The organism is Stappia sp. 28M-7 (assembly GCF_014252955.1).
Lineage (GTDB): Bacteria > Pseudomonadota > Alphaproteobacteria > Rhizobiales > Stappiaceae > Stappia.
Window position 1 is genome coordinate 18105 of record NZ_JACMIA010000001.1, and the last position, 17274, is coordinate 35378.

General features: G+C 66.8%; 15 protein-coding genes. 7 read left to right on the top strand and 8 right to left on the bottom strand.

Annotation, left to right across the window (positions count from 1 at the left end; all coding sequences use genetic code 11):
• Nucleotides 1-17 precede the first annotated feature (17 nt).
• From H7H34_RS00080 to H7H34_RS00110, 7 genes are read left to right on the top strand one after another with little or no spacing between them, the layout of a single operon-like run.
• A complete protein-coding gene (locus H7H34_RS00080) occupies nt 18-1595 on the top strand; it encodes an ABC transporter substrate-binding protein (protein WP_185923854.1) in 1578 nt (525 codons plus the stop codon).
• Entirely contained in the window at nt 1592-2896 is a 1305-nt protein-coding gene (locus H7H34_RS00085) for an NAD(P)/FAD-dependent oxidoreductase (protein WP_185923855.1), read from the top strand. The genes H7H34_RS00080 and H7H34_RS00085 overlap by 4 nt, the downstream gene beginning before the upstream one ends.
• A 24-nt stretch (nt 2897-2920) precedes the next feature.
• Complete coding sequence (locus H7H34_RS00090) at nt 2921-3598, top strand: DUF1028 domain-containing protein (RefSeq protein ID WP_185923856.1); 678 nt, start codon at nt 2921-2923, stop codon at nt 3596-3598.
• A 38-nt stretch (nt 3599-3636) separates the two neighbouring features.
• Nucleotides 3637-4578, top strand: coding sequence for an ABC transporter permease (locus H7H34_RS00095; RefSeq protein ID WP_067222848.1), 942 nt, complete (start codon nt 3637-3639; stop codon nt 4576-4578).
• Complete coding sequence (locus tag H7H34_RS00100) at nt 4575-5444, top strand: ABC transporter permease (RefSeq protein WP_185923857.1); 870 nt, start codon at nt 4575-4577, stop codon at nt 5442-5444. The genes H7H34_RS00095 and H7H34_RS00100 overlap by 4 nt, the downstream gene beginning before the upstream one ends.
• 8 nt (nt 5445-5452) lie before the next feature.
• Complete coding sequence (locus H7H34_RS00105; protein ID WP_067222854.1) at nt 5453-6466, top strand: ABC transporter ATP-binding protein; 1014 nt, start codon at nt 5453-5455, stop codon at nt 6464-6466.
• Complete coding sequence (locus tag H7H34_RS00110; protein ID WP_185923858.1) at nt 6463-7452, top strand: ABC transporter ATP-binding protein; 990 nt, start codon at nt 6463-6465, stop codon at nt 7450-7452. The genes H7H34_RS00105 and H7H34_RS00110 overlap by 4 nt, the downstream gene beginning before the upstream one ends.
• Before the next feature lie 219 nt (nt 7453-7671).
• Here H7H34_RS00110 and H7H34_RS00115 read toward each other — a convergent pair whose 3' ends face one another.
• The 8 genes from H7H34_RS00115 to H7H34_RS00150 all read right to left on the bottom strand — a co-directional run bounded on the left by H7H34_RS00115 (nt 7672) and on the right by H7H34_RS00150 (nt 17192).
• Nucleotides 7672-10209 carry a vWA domain-containing protein gene (locus tag H7H34_RS00115; RefSeq protein ID WP_185923859.1) on the bottom strand — a complete coding sequence of 846 codons (2538 nt, stop codon included), beginning with the start codon at nt 10207-10209 and terminating at the stop codon, nt 7672-7674.
• Between the two features lie 23 nt (nt 10210-10232).
• Nucleotides 10233-10919 (bottom strand): hypothetical protein, encoded by a 687-nt coding sequence (locus H7H34_RS00120; RefSeq protein ID WP_185923860.1) that lies wholly within the window; start codon nt 10917-10919, stop codon nt 10233-10235.
• Nucleotides 10920-11059: 140 nt separating this feature from the next.
• Nucleotides 11060-12058, bottom strand: coding sequence for a hypothetical protein (locus tag H7H34_RS00125; RefSeq protein WP_185923861.1), 999 nt, complete (start codon nt 12056-12058; stop codon nt 11060-11062).
• Nucleotides 12059-12208: 150 nt separating this feature from the next.
• A complete protein-coding gene (locus H7H34_RS00130; RefSeq protein WP_185923862.1) occupies nt 12209-13183 on the bottom strand; it encodes a helix-turn-helix domain-containing protein in 975 nt (324 codons plus the stop codon).
• 159 nt (nt 13184-13342) lie between these two features.
• Nucleotides 13343-14644 carry a TRAP transporter large permease gene (locus H7H34_RS00135; protein WP_120270697.1) on the bottom strand — a complete coding sequence of 434 codons (1302 nt, stop codon included), beginning with the start codon at nt 14642-14644 and terminating at the stop codon, nt 13343-13345.
• A 6-nt stretch (nt 14645-14650) separates the two neighbouring features.
• On the bottom strand, nt 14651-15169 hold the full coding sequence (locus tag H7H34_RS00140) for a TRAP transporter small permease (RefSeq protein ID WP_120270696.1): 519 nt from the start codon (nt 15167-15169) through the stop codon (nt 14651-14653).
• A 33-nt stretch (nt 15170-15202) separates the two neighbouring features.
• Complete coding sequence (locus H7H34_RS00145; protein WP_185923863.1) at nt 15203-16192, bottom strand: TRAP transporter substrate-binding protein; 990 nt, start codon at nt 16190-16192, stop codon at nt 15203-15205.
• A gap of 307 nt (nt 16193-16499) precedes the next feature.
• Nucleotides 16500-17192, bottom strand: a complete 693-nt coding sequence (locus H7H34_RS00150) for a FadR/GntR family transcriptional regulator (protein ID WP_158592754.1) — start codon at nt 17190-17192, stop codon at nt 16500-16502.
• Between the last annotated feature and the right edge of the window lie 82 nt (nt 17193-17274).

Here is a 17274-nt window from a genome sequence, read left to right on the forward strand (position 1 = left end):
AAAAAGAGGGGAACGATATGAAGAAAATCGGCCTGTTTACACTGGGGTTGACCGCCTCGGTCCTTGCACTGGCGACCGGTGCTCTCGCGGAAAATTCGGTCACGGTGCTCGTTCGCAACGACTCCGTCGGCTTCGATCCTCACAAGGTCACCGGCCGAGGGGCCGCGGAAGTCCTGTTCATGATGACCGACACGCTGGTGTCGGTCGAAGACGACCAGCAAACGCTGCACCCGCTGCTCGCCAAGTCGTGGGACGTGTCGGAAGACGGGCTCGAATACACCTTTCACCTGCGCGACGATGTTGCCTTCTGCAACGGCAAGAAGCTGACCGCCGCCGATGTCGTCTACTCCTTCAACCGCCTGCTCGATCCCGCGACGCGCTCTCCCACGGCCTGGCGCCTCGGCGAGGTCAAGGAGATCGTGGCGGCCGACGACCACACGGTGCGCTACACGCTCGAGCGGCCGCACAATGAGCTGCTGCTTCATCTTGCGCAGAGCTTCGGCGCGATCATCGACAAGGACGACGTCGAAAAGCTCGGTGCCGACTTCGGCGTCAAGGGCCTGAACGGCACGGGGCCGTTCTGCTGGGCGAGCTGGATGCCGCGCGATCACTTCAAGCTGACGCGCCACGACGCCTACACCTGGGGGCCGGAATTCTACGACAATACCGGGCCTGCGCTGGTCGACTCCGTGATCTGGAAGGTGGTTCCGGAAGAAGGCGCGATCCTGGCCTCCCTGCAGACGGGCGCCGGCGACATCTCCTATGTGATGCCCGAATGGGCCATCGAGCAGTTGCGGGCCGCGCCCAACCTGACGATCGCCGAGCCGCGCGTTTCCAACTACTCCGCCTATCTCGGTCTGCGTCCGTTCCGCGAGATGACCAGCGACCGCCGCGTTCGCCAGGCCATGAACCACGCCGTCGACCGGGAAGCGCTGGCGGCCAGCATGTGGTTCGGCCAGGCAACGCCGGCAACGACGCTGATCAGCCCGAAGACGATCGACTATTCGGGCGAGTACCAGGCCTCCTACGATCCCGACAAGGCCCGTGCGCTGCTGGACGAAGCGGGCTGGAAACTGGCGGATGATGGCTTCCGCTACAAGGACGGCAAGCGTCTGGCTCCCGGCATTCTTGCGGCCGGAACATCGGGCTGGCGCTCGCGCCTCGAGGCCATCCAGGGCTACATGAAGCAGGTCGGCATCGATCTGCAGCTCCAGCTGGTCGAGCCGGCCGCGGCCATGGCGCAGATCAACAGTTCCCCGGACTTCGACGGATATGCGCTCTTTGCGCCCTATGCGACGGCCGGCGAGGCGCTGATGGTCTTCCAGTCCGACAATATCCCCGCCCCGAACCGGTTCCACTGGGACAGCGCGGAAACCGACGCTCAGCTGGAAAAGGGCCAGACCGCTCTGTCGGCCGAAGAAAAAAGCGCTGCCTACGCCGCGATCCAGAAGACCATCGTCGAGGAAGCCCTGGTGATCCCTCTGGTTCACGAGAAGCTGTTCCTGTTCTCCACCGACAGGGTCAAGGGCGTCCGGGTGCATGGCATCTACAACAGCGCGCTCTACAAGGGCCTCGACATTGAGGTCGTGAAATGAGCGATGCGCTGTCGGCTGATTTCAAGCCGGAGCCATACTGGTGGGAGGATGTTCCGCGGCGCGGTGCCGCGGAGCATCCCCTTCCCGACGAAACCGATGTCGTCGTTGTCGGGTCTGGTTATGCCGGCCTGTCCTGCGCCATCGAGCTTGCGCGACAGGGGCGCTCGGTAACCGTCCTGGAGGCCAGAAGTCTCGGCTTCGGCGCCAGCAGCCGCAGCGTTGGCATGATCGGCGGCCGCTTGCGACAGTCTTTCCCGGTGCTGTCGCGCCGCTTCGGACCTGCAAAGGCGCGCGAGCTTCTCGAGGAGACTTCCGGGGCCTATAGCTGGTTCTTGAACTTCGTCCCGGACGAAGGCATCGAATGCGACCTCAGGCAGTCGGGGCGTCTGATCTGCGCCTGGACCGAAAAGGACCTGGCCGGCATCCGCCGGCAGAGCGAAACCCTGGCGACATTCGACATCCGCTCGCAGGTGCTCGAAAAGGACCAGCTGCAATCACACGTCCGCACGCCGCTCTACCACGGCGCGCTTCTTCTGCCCGATGACGGCGGCGTCCATCCGGCCCGCTATCATGAAGGGCTGCTGGCCAGCGCGACCCGGCGAGGGGTGGCGCTGATGGCGCACACGCCGGTGGTCGGGGTCGACAGGGCCGGTCCGGGTTTCGTTGTCCGCACGGCGCGAGGGCACATCAAGGCCGCGACCGTCGTTCTGGCGACGAACGCCTATACCGATACCGCGTTTTCATGGTTTCGCCGGCGGGTGATCCCGGTCGGCAGCCATATGGTTGCGACGGAACCGCTCGAGGTCTCCGCCATCGACGCCCTGCTGCCGACCGAAAGCCTGGTGAACGACACGCGCAGCCTCGCCTATGCCATCCGCAAGAGCCCCGACGGGCGCCGGCTTCTGGTCGGCGGCAGGGCCCTGTCGAGAAACAATTTCGACGCGCGGCACATCGCGACGCGGCTCATGGCCGTTCTCCGCCAGGTTCTGCCCGATCTGCCGCCCTTGAAGGCGAGCCACGCATGGGAAGGAAACGTCGCCTTCACCATGGATCGTGTCCCGCATATCGGCGTGCATGACGGCGTTCACTACGTGACCGGCTGCAATGGTTCGGGCGTCGTCATGGCCTCGTATCTGGGGATGCGGATTGCCAGGCTCGCCAACGGCGACGACGCGCCATGCGCCTTCAACGGCAACGCTTTCAAGGCGCCGCCCTTCTACCGCGGCAACGCCTGGTTCATGCCCGTGATCGCCACCGCGATGGGGATCGACGACCGGCTGCGCGCACTGCTCAACAGATAGACTGACCACACAGGAAGCGACGAAATGACTTTTTCTCTCATCGCCCGCGACGAAGCGACAGGCATGTTCGGGATCGGGATCACCACATCCTCGATCGCGGTTGGCAATCGTTGCCCGTGGGCGCGCGCCAAGGTGGGGGCCGTAACCTCCCAGCACCGCAGCGACATCCGGCTCGGGCCCAAGGGGCTGGACCTGCTCGAACAGGGCCTGAACGCCGAGGAGACCGTCAAGCGCCTCATCGACGAAAGCGAGTTCCCCGACCAGCGCCAGGTCGCAGCCATCGACAGGAACGGCGGCACGGCCTTTTATTGCGGCCCGAAAATCCCGTCCATCAATTCGGGCTATCAGGGCAGGAACTGCGTCTCGACGGGAAATGTCATCGCCAATGCCGACGTGCCGAAGGCCATGGTAAAGGCCTATGAGGCATCGCTGGATCTGGAGTTTGCGGAGCGGCTTCTGGCGGCCATCGATGCGGGGCTTGCCGCCGGCGGCGAGACGCAGCCGCTGTATTCGGCAGCGCTTCTCATCGTCGACGAGCAGGACTGGCCGCTGGTCGACCTGCGTGTCGACTACGAGCCGAGCCCTGAAAAGAAGCTGCGCGCGCTGTGGGAGACCTACAAGCCGCAGACCCAGCATTTCATCACCCAGGTGCTGCGTCCCAACGACGTGAAGCCGTCGGTCCGCGCCACCGAGCCGACCTGAGCGCTTGGTCGCCATAGAGTGTCCGGGAGACCACACGCATGCTGAGATACGCTTTTCAACGCCTGGTGCTGGCTGTTCCGGTCACTCTCGGGGTGTTGGTGATCGGGTTCACATTGCTGAACCTCGTGCCTTCCGACCCGGCGACGGTGCGCGCTGGGCCGGCGGCAAGTGCCGAGGTCATCGCCCAGATCCGAACGGAGATGGGGCTTGACCGACCCTTGTGGGAGCAATTCCTGCGCTATGTCGGGAACGTCCTGACGGGCGACCTCGGCACGTCGCTCGTCAACAACATGTCCGTCGCGGACGAGCTGTCGCGGGCCTTCGGCGCCACGCTTGAACTCGTCGTCCTTTGCCTGGTCTGGGCTCTTCCGACGGCGATCCTCCTCGGTGTTCTGGCGGCCTCGCGGCGCGGAACGATCTGGGACCGGGTGATCATGGGCGGATCGGTCGCCGGCGTTTCGCTGCCGGTCTTCCTGATCGGCATGATCCTGCTGTGGGTGTTCGGCTACAAGCTGCAGCTGCTGCCCTTCACCGGGCGCGGCGGCCCGTTGTGGACGCTGGACGGCTTTCGGCACGCGGTCCTTCCCTCCGTCTGCCTCGGGCTGATCTTCATCGGGCCCGTGGCGCGCATGACCCGCACGTCGATGCTGGAAACGCTGAAGGCCGACCATGTGCGAACGGCCCGGGCCAAGGGCTTGAGCGAACGCGTCGTGACGTTTCGCCATGGGCTGCGCAACGCGCTGATCCCCGTGACGACGCTTGTCGGCCTGCAGATCGGCTATCTGCTCGGCGGGGCCATCGTAACCGAGACGATTTTCTCCTGGCCAGGCGTCGGACGGCTTGCCGTAGGAGCCATCGTCGCCAACGACATACCCGTCGCGCAGGGCGCAATCATTGCGCTTTCCCTCGGCTTTATCGCCATGAACCTTATCGTTGATCTGCTCTACGCAGTGCTCGACCCAAGGGTGCAAGCGAAATGACGTCTCCCATCCCTTCCGAAACCGCGGCGGGCTTTCCAGGGCGCCACCTGCTGGTGTCGCTCGGCCGCGACCCGGTGTCGTGCATTGCCCTTGCCACGCTGTCGGCGCTGTTTCTCGGGGCTGTCCTGGCGCACTGGATCGCGCCGTACGATCCCCTCGCAATCGACATGATGAAGGTGCTCAAGGCACCGTCCCTTGAGCACCTGTTCGGCACCGACGGCCAGGGGCGCGACATCTTCAGCCGCAGCCTCTACGGCCTCAGGGTGACGATCCTGCTGGGTTTCTCGGCGATTTTCGTCGGCGGAACCGTCGGCACGGTGATCGGGCTGGTGGCCGGCTTCTACCCGAAGGCGGACACGATCCTGATGCGGTTGATGGATGTGATCCTCTCGTTTCCGGCAATCCTGTTCGGCCTCGCCATCGCCGCGATCATCGGTTCGGGAACGACTGCCGTCATCATCGCCCTGTCTGTGTCGACGACGCCGCTGGTCGCGCGCATTGCACGCGGTGCCGCGCTGATGGCGCTGGCCCACGACTACGTCAGCAGCGGCCGCGCCATCGGGCTGAACGACTGGGCCCTGCTCTGGCGCTACGTGCTTCCCAATTGCATCTCCACGATCGTGGTGTTCCTGACCCTGCGGCTCGGCCAGGCGATCCTGCTGGGCGCCTCGCTCAGCTTCCTCGGCCTTGGAACGCAGCCTCCCGCCCCGGAGCTCGGCACCATGGCGGCGCAGGGCATCGGCTTCTTCTTCTTTGCCCCCCATGTGACGCTGATCCCGAGCTTCGTGATCTTCTTCCTTGTCCTGTCGATGAACATTCTCGGGGATTCATTGCGCGACATTCTCGACCCGCGCCTGCGAAGCTGAGGACGACCATGACCAACCATGCAGATAGTCCCGGTGCCGCGGCCGCGCCCGTTCTCGACATCCGGGATTTCACCATCGAGCTCGTGACGGGCAAGATGGTATCCCCGATCGTCGACGGGGCCAGCTTTCAGGTCCATGAAGGCAGGACGCTCGGCATCGTGGGCGAGTCCGGCTGCGGCAAAAGCATGCTGTCGCTCGGGATCATGAAGCTTATCCCCACCCCGCCGGCCAAGATCGCCGAGGGGCAGGTCCTGCTCGACGGAAGCGATCTGGTTCCGCTGTCCGACAAGCAGATGGAGCAGGTGCGCGGCAACCGCATCTCGATGATCTTTCAGGAGCCGATGACCAGCCTGAACCCGGTCTACACGGTCGGCTACCAGATCGGCGAAGCGCTGCGGGCCCATTCCTCGCTCAGCTCTGCCGCGGCGCGCCAGAAAGCCATCGAGCTGCTGCGGAAGGTCGGCATTCCGAACCCGGAAAAGCGGGTCGACGAGTACCCGCACAGCCTTTCGGGAGGCATGCGGCAGCGGGTGATGATCGCGATCGCGCTCGCCTGCGAGCCGCGTGTCCTGATCGCCGACGAGCCGACCACGGCGCTCGACGTGACGATCCAGGCCCAGATCCTCGACCTGATGCGCTCGCTGAAGACGGAGTCGGGCACCGCGATCATGCTGATTTCCCACGATCTCGGCGTTATCGCCGAGATGGCCGACGACGTGATCGTCATGTATGCGGGGCGCATCATCGAGCAGGCGCCGGTTCACAGCCTGTTTGCCGCGCCGTCCCATCCATACACCCAGGGCCTTCTCGCATCGATACCGGCTGTTGAGGGCGAGCAGCACCGGCTTCAGCCGGTTCCCGGCACCGTGCCGCCGCCGCACGACCGGCCGAAGGGATGCGCCTTCCATCCACGCTGCAGCTTCAGCGACGAAAAATGCCGTGCGGAAAGGCCGCCGCTGGAAGAAAAGCTGGCAGGACATAGGGTTGCGTGCTGGCACGCCGGACCGGGAGCGAGCGCATGACCGCACAAAACGAAACGCCCTTGCTTGAAGTCCGCAACCTGACCAAGCACTTCAATGTCGGCGGGGGCGGCCTGTTCCGCCGCGACACGCAGACGGTCAAGGCCCTCGACGACGTCAGCTTCACGGTCGGCAAGGGCAAGACCTTTGCCATCGTCGGAGAAAGCGGCTGCGGCAAGTCCACGCTCGGGCGCAGCCTGCTGCGGCTGGAGCAGCCCACCGGCGGCCAGGTTCGCCTCGACGGGACCGACGTCACCACGGCGTCGGCGGCAACATTGCGCGCCATGCGGCGCAAGATGCAGATCGTCTTCCAGGACCCGTTTTCCTCGCTGCATCCCAAGATGACCGCCGGGCAGCTGGTCGCCGAACCGATGCTGCTCCACAGGATCGCGACCCGAAAGGACGTGCGCGAGCGCGTTGCGCGGCTGTTCGAACTGGTCGGGCTGGCGCCCTATCAGATGGACCGCTATCCCCACCAGTTCAGCGGCGGGCAGCGCCAGCGCATCGCCATTGCCCGGGCGCTTGCCGTGGACCCGAGCCTGATCGTGTGCGACGAGCCGGTTTCGGCGCTCGACGTCTCGATCCAGGCGCAGATCATCAACCTTCTGACCGACCTTCAGGAAAAGCTCGGGGTCAGCTACGTCTTCATTTCCCATGATCTCGGCGTGGTGCGCTACATCAGCCATGAGATCGCGGTGATGTATCTCGGCAGGATTGTCGAGCAGGGGCCGAAGGACGAGCTTTTTTCCTCGCCCAAGCACCCCTACACGAAGGCGCTGCTGTCCGCCGTGCCGCGGCCCGATCCCACGTATCGCTCGCGCCGGATCGTGCTCAAGGGCGACCTGCCGAACCCGCTCGACCCGCCGCCGGGTTGCAGCTTTTCCAGCCGCTGCGCCCATGTTTGCGCAACGTGCCGCGAGGTCGAACCCCAGCTGGATGCGGTCTCCCCGCAGCACCGCGCGGCGTGCCATTTCTGGCGCGAGGTGTAGTCTGTCCCCGCGCCGGAAGCCTTGGGAAAGTCGAGACGGATTTTGCAAAATTCCGTCTCGAAATCGCGAAATTTCGAGAACGGCCTCTCAATCCCGGCGGATCGGAGCGTTCCTTGCAAAAACTCCGGCCCCTTTTGCCAGGGACCGGAGGAGGCGAGCGGAAGAAGAGCCCGGGAAACGGGGGCGGTGAAACGGGGATAGAGCGGGGATAAGCCGGGCTCAGCCCTGCCAGGTCCATCGCATCCCGGTGCGCGAGGTGCAGGCGCCGCTGCCGCCGCCGCCGAGCGCGGCCATCAACGGGGCCGGAAGCTGGATCGAGAAGTGGCTGACCTCGTGCAGCTCGGTCTCCGAGACGACGGTCAGTTCCAGGCGCACGTCGACCTGGCCGGTCGGCCCCATCGGCTGGCCGACCAGGGCCGCCTGCCAGGTACCCGGTCCGGTGCGCGACCAGTCGATCTGCTTTGGCGCCTCGGCCATCAGCGGGCCGGGATGGAACGGATCGGAGAAGGTCATCTCGCGGGTGCCGGAGCGGCGCTCGAACCCGGCGCCGCGGATCTGCTCGGCGATCATCGCCGGACAGCCCTCCACGGCGGTCTGGCCGACCGTCACCGTCCAGCGGCCGTTGCGCGGCTGGATATCCCCGCCCCGGCTGGAACCTGTCCCCGCACCTGCGCTTGCACCGGCGCCGGCAGCCGCGCCTGCGCTTGCCGCCGAGGCGGTGCTGCGCGGCACGGCGGAGGGGGCCGGTGCGGCGCTGGCCGTGGCGATCCGCAGCGAGGAGCGCACCACCTCGAAGGCGCCGAGATAGGCAACGTCCGTGCTGGTCACCCGGCACAGCCCGCCGGCCGGGGTGTCGGTGCAGGGGCCGCTGGCGGCCATCCACTGGCGCGGGTTCAGCATGATCTGCTGCAGCTCGGTGCCGGCGTTCCGCAACAGGGTGGCGGAGGGAAGACGGGCCTTCGCCCCTGCGGCGGTCTCGTAGAAGAAAGGTGGCTCGATCTGCCAGCCCTGAGGCAGGATCAGCGCCAGCCCGGTCGCCGGGTCGTGATAGGCGCAGCCCGACGGGGCCTGGCAGGTCATGCCCTGGCTCTCCTGCGCCAGGGTGCTGCCGCCCGAGGGGCCGGCATCGCCGCGCTGTCCCGGCGGGTTCTGCTCTGCCTCGCCGCCGCCGACCAGCGGGATGACGAAGTCGTTGGGCTGCCCCGGCACGATCTCGACCACGCCGCGGAACTCGGTCTCGCCCGGTCCCATTGTCGAGACCTCGTAGCGGCCCGGCTCGAACTCGCCCTCGCCGATCACCATGTCCGTCTGCGGCGCCCAGGCTTCCGGGCTCATGTCGGGATCGAGCGGCACGGCCGACCAGGACAGCGGCGTCGGCGGGAAGCCGTCCGGCAGGCGGAAGGTGGCGCGCACCATCGGCAGCGCGTCCTGTCCGGGCGCGGCCTGCGTTGCCGCGAAGGCGCGCTCCGCCAGCTCCGTGCTGGTCGTCAGGTCGGCATCCTCGTAAGGCACCCCGACGCCGAAGGTCCGGGAGAACAGGATCTCCTTCTGGTTGGCCGACAGGTAGCGCAGCTCGTAAAGGCCGGGTTCGGCCGGAGCCTTCAGGCCCATGCGCCCGTTCTTGCTGAGCGCATAGCCCCAGTCGCCTTGGTAAGTGCTGGCAGGATCGCCCGGCCGCGCGATGACGATGCGCTGCTGGACCTGGTCCGGACCGCGCCAGGTGAAGGGAAACCGCTTGCCCGGCTCCACCGAGCCGATGGGGTCGAACCCGTTCGACGCGGCAACCACCTCGACCGGCTGGCGGGCGATGATGCCCTGGCCGGTGACGAAGAGGATCAGGTCGTAGTCGCCGGGCTCCGCCGGGGCCTGCCTGGTGAACGGGTTATTGCCGGTGTTGCCGCTGCCGCCGATCACACCGAAGGACGGGCTGACATCGGGCTCTGCCGCACCGCGCCGGGTGAAGCCCGCATAGTCGACGGGCCGCGCCGTGCCCTTGTACGAAATCCGGTAAGTGTGTCCGGCCTCGGCCTTCGGGCCGATGTCGAAGAACGCCTCCTGAACGGCCGGCTCTGGCTCTGGTTCCGGCATCGGCTCGGCCGCGGCGATCTGGTTGAGCGCGTCGGTGAGCTCGGCGCCGGACTGCGGGCGCAGCAGCTGCCCGCCGGTCTGGTCGGGCACGCAGGCCAGCGCATCGGCCTCCTGCTCGCTCAGGCCGAAGCCGACCACATGGGCGCGGATCTTGATGCCTTCCTGCGCCAGCTGGGCGGCGACCGCGCAAGGATCGGCTTCGCAGGTCTCCAGCCCGTCGGTGACCAGAATGATGTCGGCCTCCTCGGCCGTCGGCGGGATCTCGCCGGCCGCGATCCGCAGGCTTTCGGAAATCGGCGTCATGCCGCGCGGGTTGATGCGGTTGAGCCGCTGCGACAGGGCGCGGGCGTCCTGGCTCCCCGGCCGGGCGATGATCTCGATGTCGGAGCAGTCGCCGCGCCGGTTGTGGCCATAGGCGATGACGCCGAGCGGGATGGACGCATCGCGCGTGGCGAAGAACTGCCCCATCACGTCGCGCGCCACCTCGATCTTGGTGATGCCGCCGTCGAGCTGGCCCCACATCGAGCCGGAGGCATCGAGAATGAGGATGGCCGCCTTGCCGGATTGCCCGGGTTGCGATGAAGACGATTGGGCGTTCGCTGCCTGCGTGATGGCAAGCGCACCGAGCGTTGCGGCGGCGAGTGCCGCCCGGATGCCGGACTGTGTCATGATCTTCCTCCTCATGGGGCCGCTCAGTCGCGGGCGAGCCTCAGGGCCGGACGCAGCACGTTCTCGGCGCGCGGGATGGCGATGCGGGCCGAAAAGGGTACGGCCTCGTCGGTGGGCAGCTGCCGATAGCTGCCCTCGACGGTGACCGATCCGTCGACGAGAAGCCCGTCGCGCAGGTCGAAGGAGACAGAGCCGCCGTCCACCGTGCCGGTGGCCAGGGTGACGGGCACGTCCGCATCGTTGCGCTGCACCAGCTTGAAGACGCCGAGGAAGGCGCCGTCGGGCGCACCGGCCATCCCCGCCTCGCCGACGATGGCGCCGGATGTGGCGTCGCTGTCGCCGAGGCGGACCAGCACCATGCACAGCATGGTCAGGGCCGGCGCGTCGTCGAACACCATGCCCTGGACGCCGACGACGAGGCCGCCGCCTGCATCCGTGCCGTAGAGCCCGCCGCCCGCAAAGCCGGCAGCGAGCCCGCCGGAAATCTCGCCCCTGGTGACCGGAGCGTCCGGCTTGGTCTCCACAAAGGTGCGGAACTGCGAGATGTCGAAGCCGGGCGGCGGCATTTCGCAGGCAGCCGGCCCGAGCGTGTCGAACACGAAGTCGGCTTGCGGTGCGACCTGGGGGGCGGGCTGTGCCTGGGCGGCGGTCGCCGCAAGCAGGGCGAGGGCTGCGATGCCGCCGCAGGCAAGACGTGATCTGGAAATCATTTCATGGATCCTTCGGGTGGGATGGTGCGCCCCCGTTTGCGGTCCGGTTCCGACAGTTGCGTCCCTGCTTTGCCAACCTAAAAGGCAAATGCCGGCTCCAACCGGACCAAAGCGATGTTCGTATGCGGTAGCTGCCGCGCTCAGGCCTGCGGCTGTGCCGGTCCCGGCTCGGCGGGCGGGGTGGAGGACGGTGCCGGCGACCACAACCCGCTCTTCTGCTTGATGGCGTCGAACTTCTTCGACACCTGCGACAGCTTGGCGTCCCAGGCGGGATCGGGCGTCTGGCCGGCGGTGACCTTGAAGAAGACCTGCATCATGCAGGCGATGGCGAAGGGCTCGATCAGGGCGGCCTTGACCGCCCAGGCGAAGATCAGCGCGAAGACGATGCCGCCCGCCGACCACGCGCCGGGGATCAGGTAGACGACCGCCGCGGCCGGGGCGAGCATGACCAGGAACACCAGGAACGACAGGCCGTAGACGATGAAGGTGAGCACGGCGGCGTTCTTCATCATCCGCCCGGCATTCTGGCCGTAGAGGACCAGGGCGGTGCGGGCGGAGGCCCAGGGATTGTCGCTGCGGGTGCGGATCGCATGGGCCAGGATCACCTCGTCGACGAGGCCGATGGCGATGCGCAGGAAGGCGCGCACGAGCCCCATGATCTGCTGGACGCCGGGAATGGGCAGGAAGGAGGCGATGCCCTGGATCAGCCCGGTCACGGCGGCGAGCACGCCCTTGACCAGCTGGTCGATGGCGAAAAGCACGCTCGCCTCGGCGAAGCGGGCGGTCACCACCTGCCGGGCATGGGCGATCTGGCCCTGGCCGTCCGGCATCTGCTTGCCGTCGATGAGCTCGACCAGAACGGCGATGTGCCCGGCCTTGACCACATAGAGAATGTATTCGCGCAGGAGATAGAGGATGCCGGCCGTCAGGCCGAACCCGGCGACGCCGCCCCACAGGGTCGAGCTGGCGCGGAACTCCTCGTCACCGAAGCCGCCGATGCCCCAGCCGATGCCGGCGCCCGTGCCGGTGACGATGACATAGGCGCAGGCGATGCCGAAATAGACCACCATCCGCAAGACGATGAAGGGCGCGGTCTTCGCCATCAGGCCGAGCGACCGGCCAATACTGAAATCCCACATTCAAGGGTCTCCCGCAGCTGATGTGGTCGTGAATCGCAGCGCTCGCGTGCCGGGCGCGAAGCGAAGGTAGCCGCTTCGCAGGCCGCGCTCTTGGGGCCGGCGGTAGCGGATGCGGGCCAGGCGGCACAGCACCGGCCGCCGGCGATGGCCTCAATTCGCGGCGAAGGCGGCGGCGAGCGCGGCGGCGCGGACCTCTTTCGGCGTCTGGCCGAAGGCGCGGCGGAAGCTGGCATTGAACCAGGACAGGTCGCTGAAGCCGGAGGACAGCGCGATCTCGCTGATGCCGAGCATGCTCTGGGCCGGATCGCACAGGCGCCGATGGGCCAGCAGCAACCGCCGCTGGGCGACATAGTCGCGAAAGCTCGTTCCTTCGCCGGCAAACAGAGAGCGGATGTAGCGCGGCGAGATGGAATGGCGCGTGGCGATCCACTCGCTGCCGAGGCGCGGCGAGACGAGGTTCTGCTCGATGTCCGCCTTGATCGCCTTGAGCCGGGCGGCGCGCACGCCGCGCCCCTTGGCGATCTCCTCGGCCTCGCGCGAGGCGCCCATCGCCATGATCGTCAGGTCGTGGATGTGGCTGGAGCAGGTGGCGACCTCTTCGGCCGGCAGCAGCGCCAGTTCCTCGTGCAGCGAACGGGCGTAGCGCAGCAGCAGCCGCCATTGCGGCGTCACCGGCTGCACCTCCCGCAGGGCGCCGTTGAGGCTGGTGCCGGCGGAGGCGAGAAAGGCGCGCGGGATCGACAGGTAGAAGGCGTCGTTGCGCTCGCCGTGGAACTCGGCCGAGCCCGGCAGCTCGTTGGGGTCGAGATAGACGGAGCCGGGCGTGCACACGACATTGCTGCCGCCCTGCTGGTACATGGAAAAGCCGCCGGACAGCGGCACATGCACCATGACGTTGTCGCCGGTTTCCGCCGCCAGCGCCTTGGTGCGCACCACGCCGCAGCGCGAATGCATGGTCTGGCCGGTCATCAGGCCGGGCAGCAGGCCGATGGTCGTGTGCGAGTGGAAGGCGGTGTCGTCGGTCGGGGTGATCTGGAGCCGGCACATGGAGGCAACGGCGTCCTGGAAGGCTGCCACCCTGACATCCGGATCGAAATCGCTGGCGGAGAGGGTGAGGACCGACATGCTCTACCAATAGGTGTGCCCGACCGCCCTGTCCAGCGTCTGGCTTCCGTAGGGGAGCGTGACGGCGGGGCTGCGAAAAAAAGGCAGGCACCCGCGATCTGCAGGCGCCTGCCAGTCCGAGGGAGGCGGCGGGAGGACAGGTGGGAGGCTGCCGCGCCCTCAGTTCATCAGCCGGGGCAGCCAGAGCACGATGTCCGGCCACAGGGTGATCAGCGTCAGCAGCCCCATCAGCAGCAGGAAGAACGGGAAGGTCGCCTTCGCCACGGTGAGGATGTTGGCGCCCGTCACGCTCTGCATCACGAACAGGTTGAAGCCGACCGGCGGGGTGATCTGCGCCGCCTCGATCAGGATCGTGATGAAGATGCCGAACCAGATCAGATCGACGCCCGCCGTCTGCACCATCGGCAGCATCACCGAGGAGGTGAGCACGATGATCGAGATCCCTTCCAGGAAGCAGCCGAGGACGAGGATCAGCAGGCCGAGCACCGCCAGCAGCGCGTAGGGCGACAGGTTCAGCGCATCGACCCAGCCGGCGAGCTGGCGCGGCAGGTCGACGAAGGCGACGGCGATGGACAGGCATGCGGCGCAGGCGATGATGAAGGAGATCATGCAGGACGTGCGCACGGCCGCCATGACGCCGTCCATGAAGGTGGCCCGTGTCAAGGTGCCGCTCAGCGCTGACAGGGCGAGGGCGCCGATCACGCCGATCACCGCCGCTTCCGTCGGGGTGGCAAAACCGCCGTAGATCGAGCCGATCACCAGCGCGATGAGGCCGACGGCAGGGGCCAGGTTGCGCAGGCCCGCCAGCTTGGCGCGCCAGCTCGGCGCGGTCTCCGGCTCCGGCATCTTGTCGCGGTTGATGAGGCTCCAGATCGCCGTGTAGCCCATGAACAGGGCGATCAGCAGCAGGCCGGGCACCACCCCGGCGATGAACAGGCGGCCGATCGACTGTTCCGCCGTCACGCCGTAGACGATCATGATGATCGAGGGCGGGATCAGCAGGCCGAGCGTGCCGGAGCCCGCCAGCGTTCCGATGGTCATGTTGGCGGGATATTCGCGCTTCGACAGTTCGGGAACCGTCATGCGGCCGATGGTGGCGCAGGTGACCGCCGAGGACCCGGTGATCGCCGCCAGCACGCCGCAGCCCAGGATGTTGACGTGGAGCAGGCCGCCGGGCAGGCGCCCGACCAGCGGGGCCAGCCCGCGGAACATCCTGACCGACAGGTTCGAGCGGAAGAGGATCTCTCCCATCCACACGAACAGCGGCAGCGAGGTCAGCGCCCAGCCCCAGCTGCTGTCCCAAAGGGTCGAGGCGATCAGCGAGCCGGTGGGCGCGGAGGTGAACAGCGCCATCATCGCCATGCCGACGGCCAGCAGCGTGACGGAGACCCACACGCCGGCGGCCAGCAGCCCGAAGATGAGGACCGCCAGGGTGATGGCGGAGACGAAGATCATGTCCATGATGGCCTACTCCGCGTGGCTGTCTTCGGGATGGGTGTCGCTGTCGTAGCTCGGCACGTTGCCGCGCAGCACCTGCACCAGGTCGTCGAGGATCGCGACGGCGAAGAGCACGACGCCGACCGAAACGCCGGCCTGCGGGATCCAGAAGGGCATGGCCAGCAGGCCCGGACTGACATCGTTGTAGCTGTAGGACTGAAAGGTCAGCTCGATGACGTGCCAGGCGAGAAAGCACACCGCGGCGCCGGCGACGAGGCAGTTGAAGACCTCGAAGACCCGCTTCGGCCCGGCCGGCAGGTGGCTGACCACCAGCGTGATGCGCACATGGGCGCCATGCCGGAACGTGTGCGCCAGACCGAAGAAGGTGGCGGCGGCCAGACACAGTCCGGCCGCCTCGGTGGAATCGACGGTGACCGACATGGTGCGGGCCACCACCTGCACGACGATCGTCACGCCGATGCCGATCAGGAACAAGGCTGCCAGATAGCCGGCCGCCTCATAGAGGCTGTCGAGGACGCGTCGGATCATGAGCCGATTCCTCCCTCCTTGGCTGTGGCCGGATCAGTCGAGCGATGCCTGGTAGGCCTCGTAGACCGCCTTTTCCGCGTCGGAGGCGCGGGTCATCCAGTTGGCGACCATCTCCTTGCCGATCTCGTCGATGCGGTCGAGCACGTCCTGCGGCGCCTGGTTGATGGTGATGCCGTGCTCCTTGAGGACGTTCTCGCGCTCCTCGCTGGCGGCCTTGGCCAGTTCCCAGCCGCGTGCGGTCGCCGCCTCGCCTTCTTCCAGGACGATCTTGCGGATGTCATCGGGAAGGGCGCGCAGGGCCCGCTCGTTGACGATCACGGCGTTCTTGTTGTGCATCGTGCCGGTATAGGTGAACACGTCGAGGTAATCCCAGACCTGCACGTCGGTGCCCGACTGCGCGCTGGTCCAAAGCGCCTCGATCATGCCGGTGGCGAAGGCCTGCGGCACTTCGGCAAAGGGCAGGATGATGGCCTGGGTGCCGAGCTTCTCGCCCATGACCTGGGTCTGCTGGGAGTAGATGCGCAGCTTCACGCCGTTCAGGTCGTCGAGCGAGTTGATCGGCTCGGCGGTGAAGAAGCCCTGGCCCGGCCAGGCGACATAGGTGATGACGCGCATGCCGTTGCGGCCGAACCACTCGTCGTAGAACGGCTTTTGGGCCTCCATCAGCTTCCACGACTTGTCGAAGGTCGGCACGACGCCGGGAATGTTGTCGAGATTGAACATCTCCTGCTCGTTGCCGTAGACGCCCATGCGGATCTCGCCGATCTGCACCTGGCCCGACTGCACCGCGCGCTTGATGTTGTCGAGCTTGATGAGGCTGTCATGGGAGCGCAGGTCGATCTTCAGCTCGCCCTTGGTCCTCTCCTCCACCGCCGCGATGAACTGGCGGATGTTCTTGGTGAAAAAGCTGGTTTCCGGATAGCCCGAGGCCATCGTCCACTGGGTTGCCGCAAGGGCGGGGCCGGCGAGGGCGAGCGTGGCCGAAGCCAGGGCGGCCGCGCGAAGCAGGGACTTCAGGGACATTCTTGTTCTCCGTCTGTTGGGATGATGGGCGCCTGCGGGCACTGCCCGGCGCGTGGGCAATTGGCTTGCCTCTCGCTTTACGTATGCAGACTGTCATATGTTGTCATATGTGTCAAAACCGTAAAACGCGGTTTTGGCGATTCCTGCGATTTTGTCGATGGATCGGGCGATGGAGCGCAGACGCGCAGCCGGCATCGGCCGGCCGCAGGCAGCCGGAGGCATCAGGCGCAGGAAAGGGCAGGCGAAACGGTCTTTCCGGGAACGGACGCGCGCTGGCGGGCGCTACCGCCGCGCGCCGGTCCGCGCGTCAGACGGCCGACTGGCGGTAGCGCATCAGGCTGCCCGACAGGTGGCGGCGCATGGCATCGCGTGCGGCGGCCGGGTCCTGGGCCTCGATCGCCTCGAGAATGGCGCGGTGCTCGTCCTGCAGCTTTTCGGTATAGGCGCCGGTCCGCGCCTTGCCGCCGATGGCATTGACGCGCAGGCGCGGGATGATCTGCGGCCCGAGAAAGGTCAGGAACTTCTCGAAATACGGGTTGTTGGTGGCCCGGGCGATGGCCAGGTGGAACTCGAAGTCCATCGGTCCGCTCTGGCCGGTGTCGTCGGCGGACAGGCTATCCAGCGCGTCGCGGATCCGGGTCAGCTGCTCCTCGCTGCGCCGCTCCGCCGCCATGGCGGCTGCCTCCAGCTCGACGCTGAGGCGCAGCTCCAGGATCTGCAGGATCTCCTGCACCGCCGCATCGGGAAGCGGCGAGATCTCGAAAGGCTGCAGGCGCGGGGCGTCGTCGACGAAGACGCCGATGCCCTGGCGCGACTTCAGCACCCCGTCGGCGCGCAGCGAGGCGACCGCCTCGCGCACCACCGTGCGGCTGACGCCGAACTCGGCGCACAGGTCGCTTTCGGAGGGGATGCGCTCGCCGGGAAGATAAACCTTGTCGTCGATCTTCTGCAGGATCTGCTTCTTCAGCTGCGATGAAAGGCTTTCCCGTCTCCCGAGCATTCTTATTCCTTTTTGCGTCGCGCTATGCCTGTTGGGCATCATATAACAGACCACATGGCCGTGCCAGCAATTGCAACCTGCT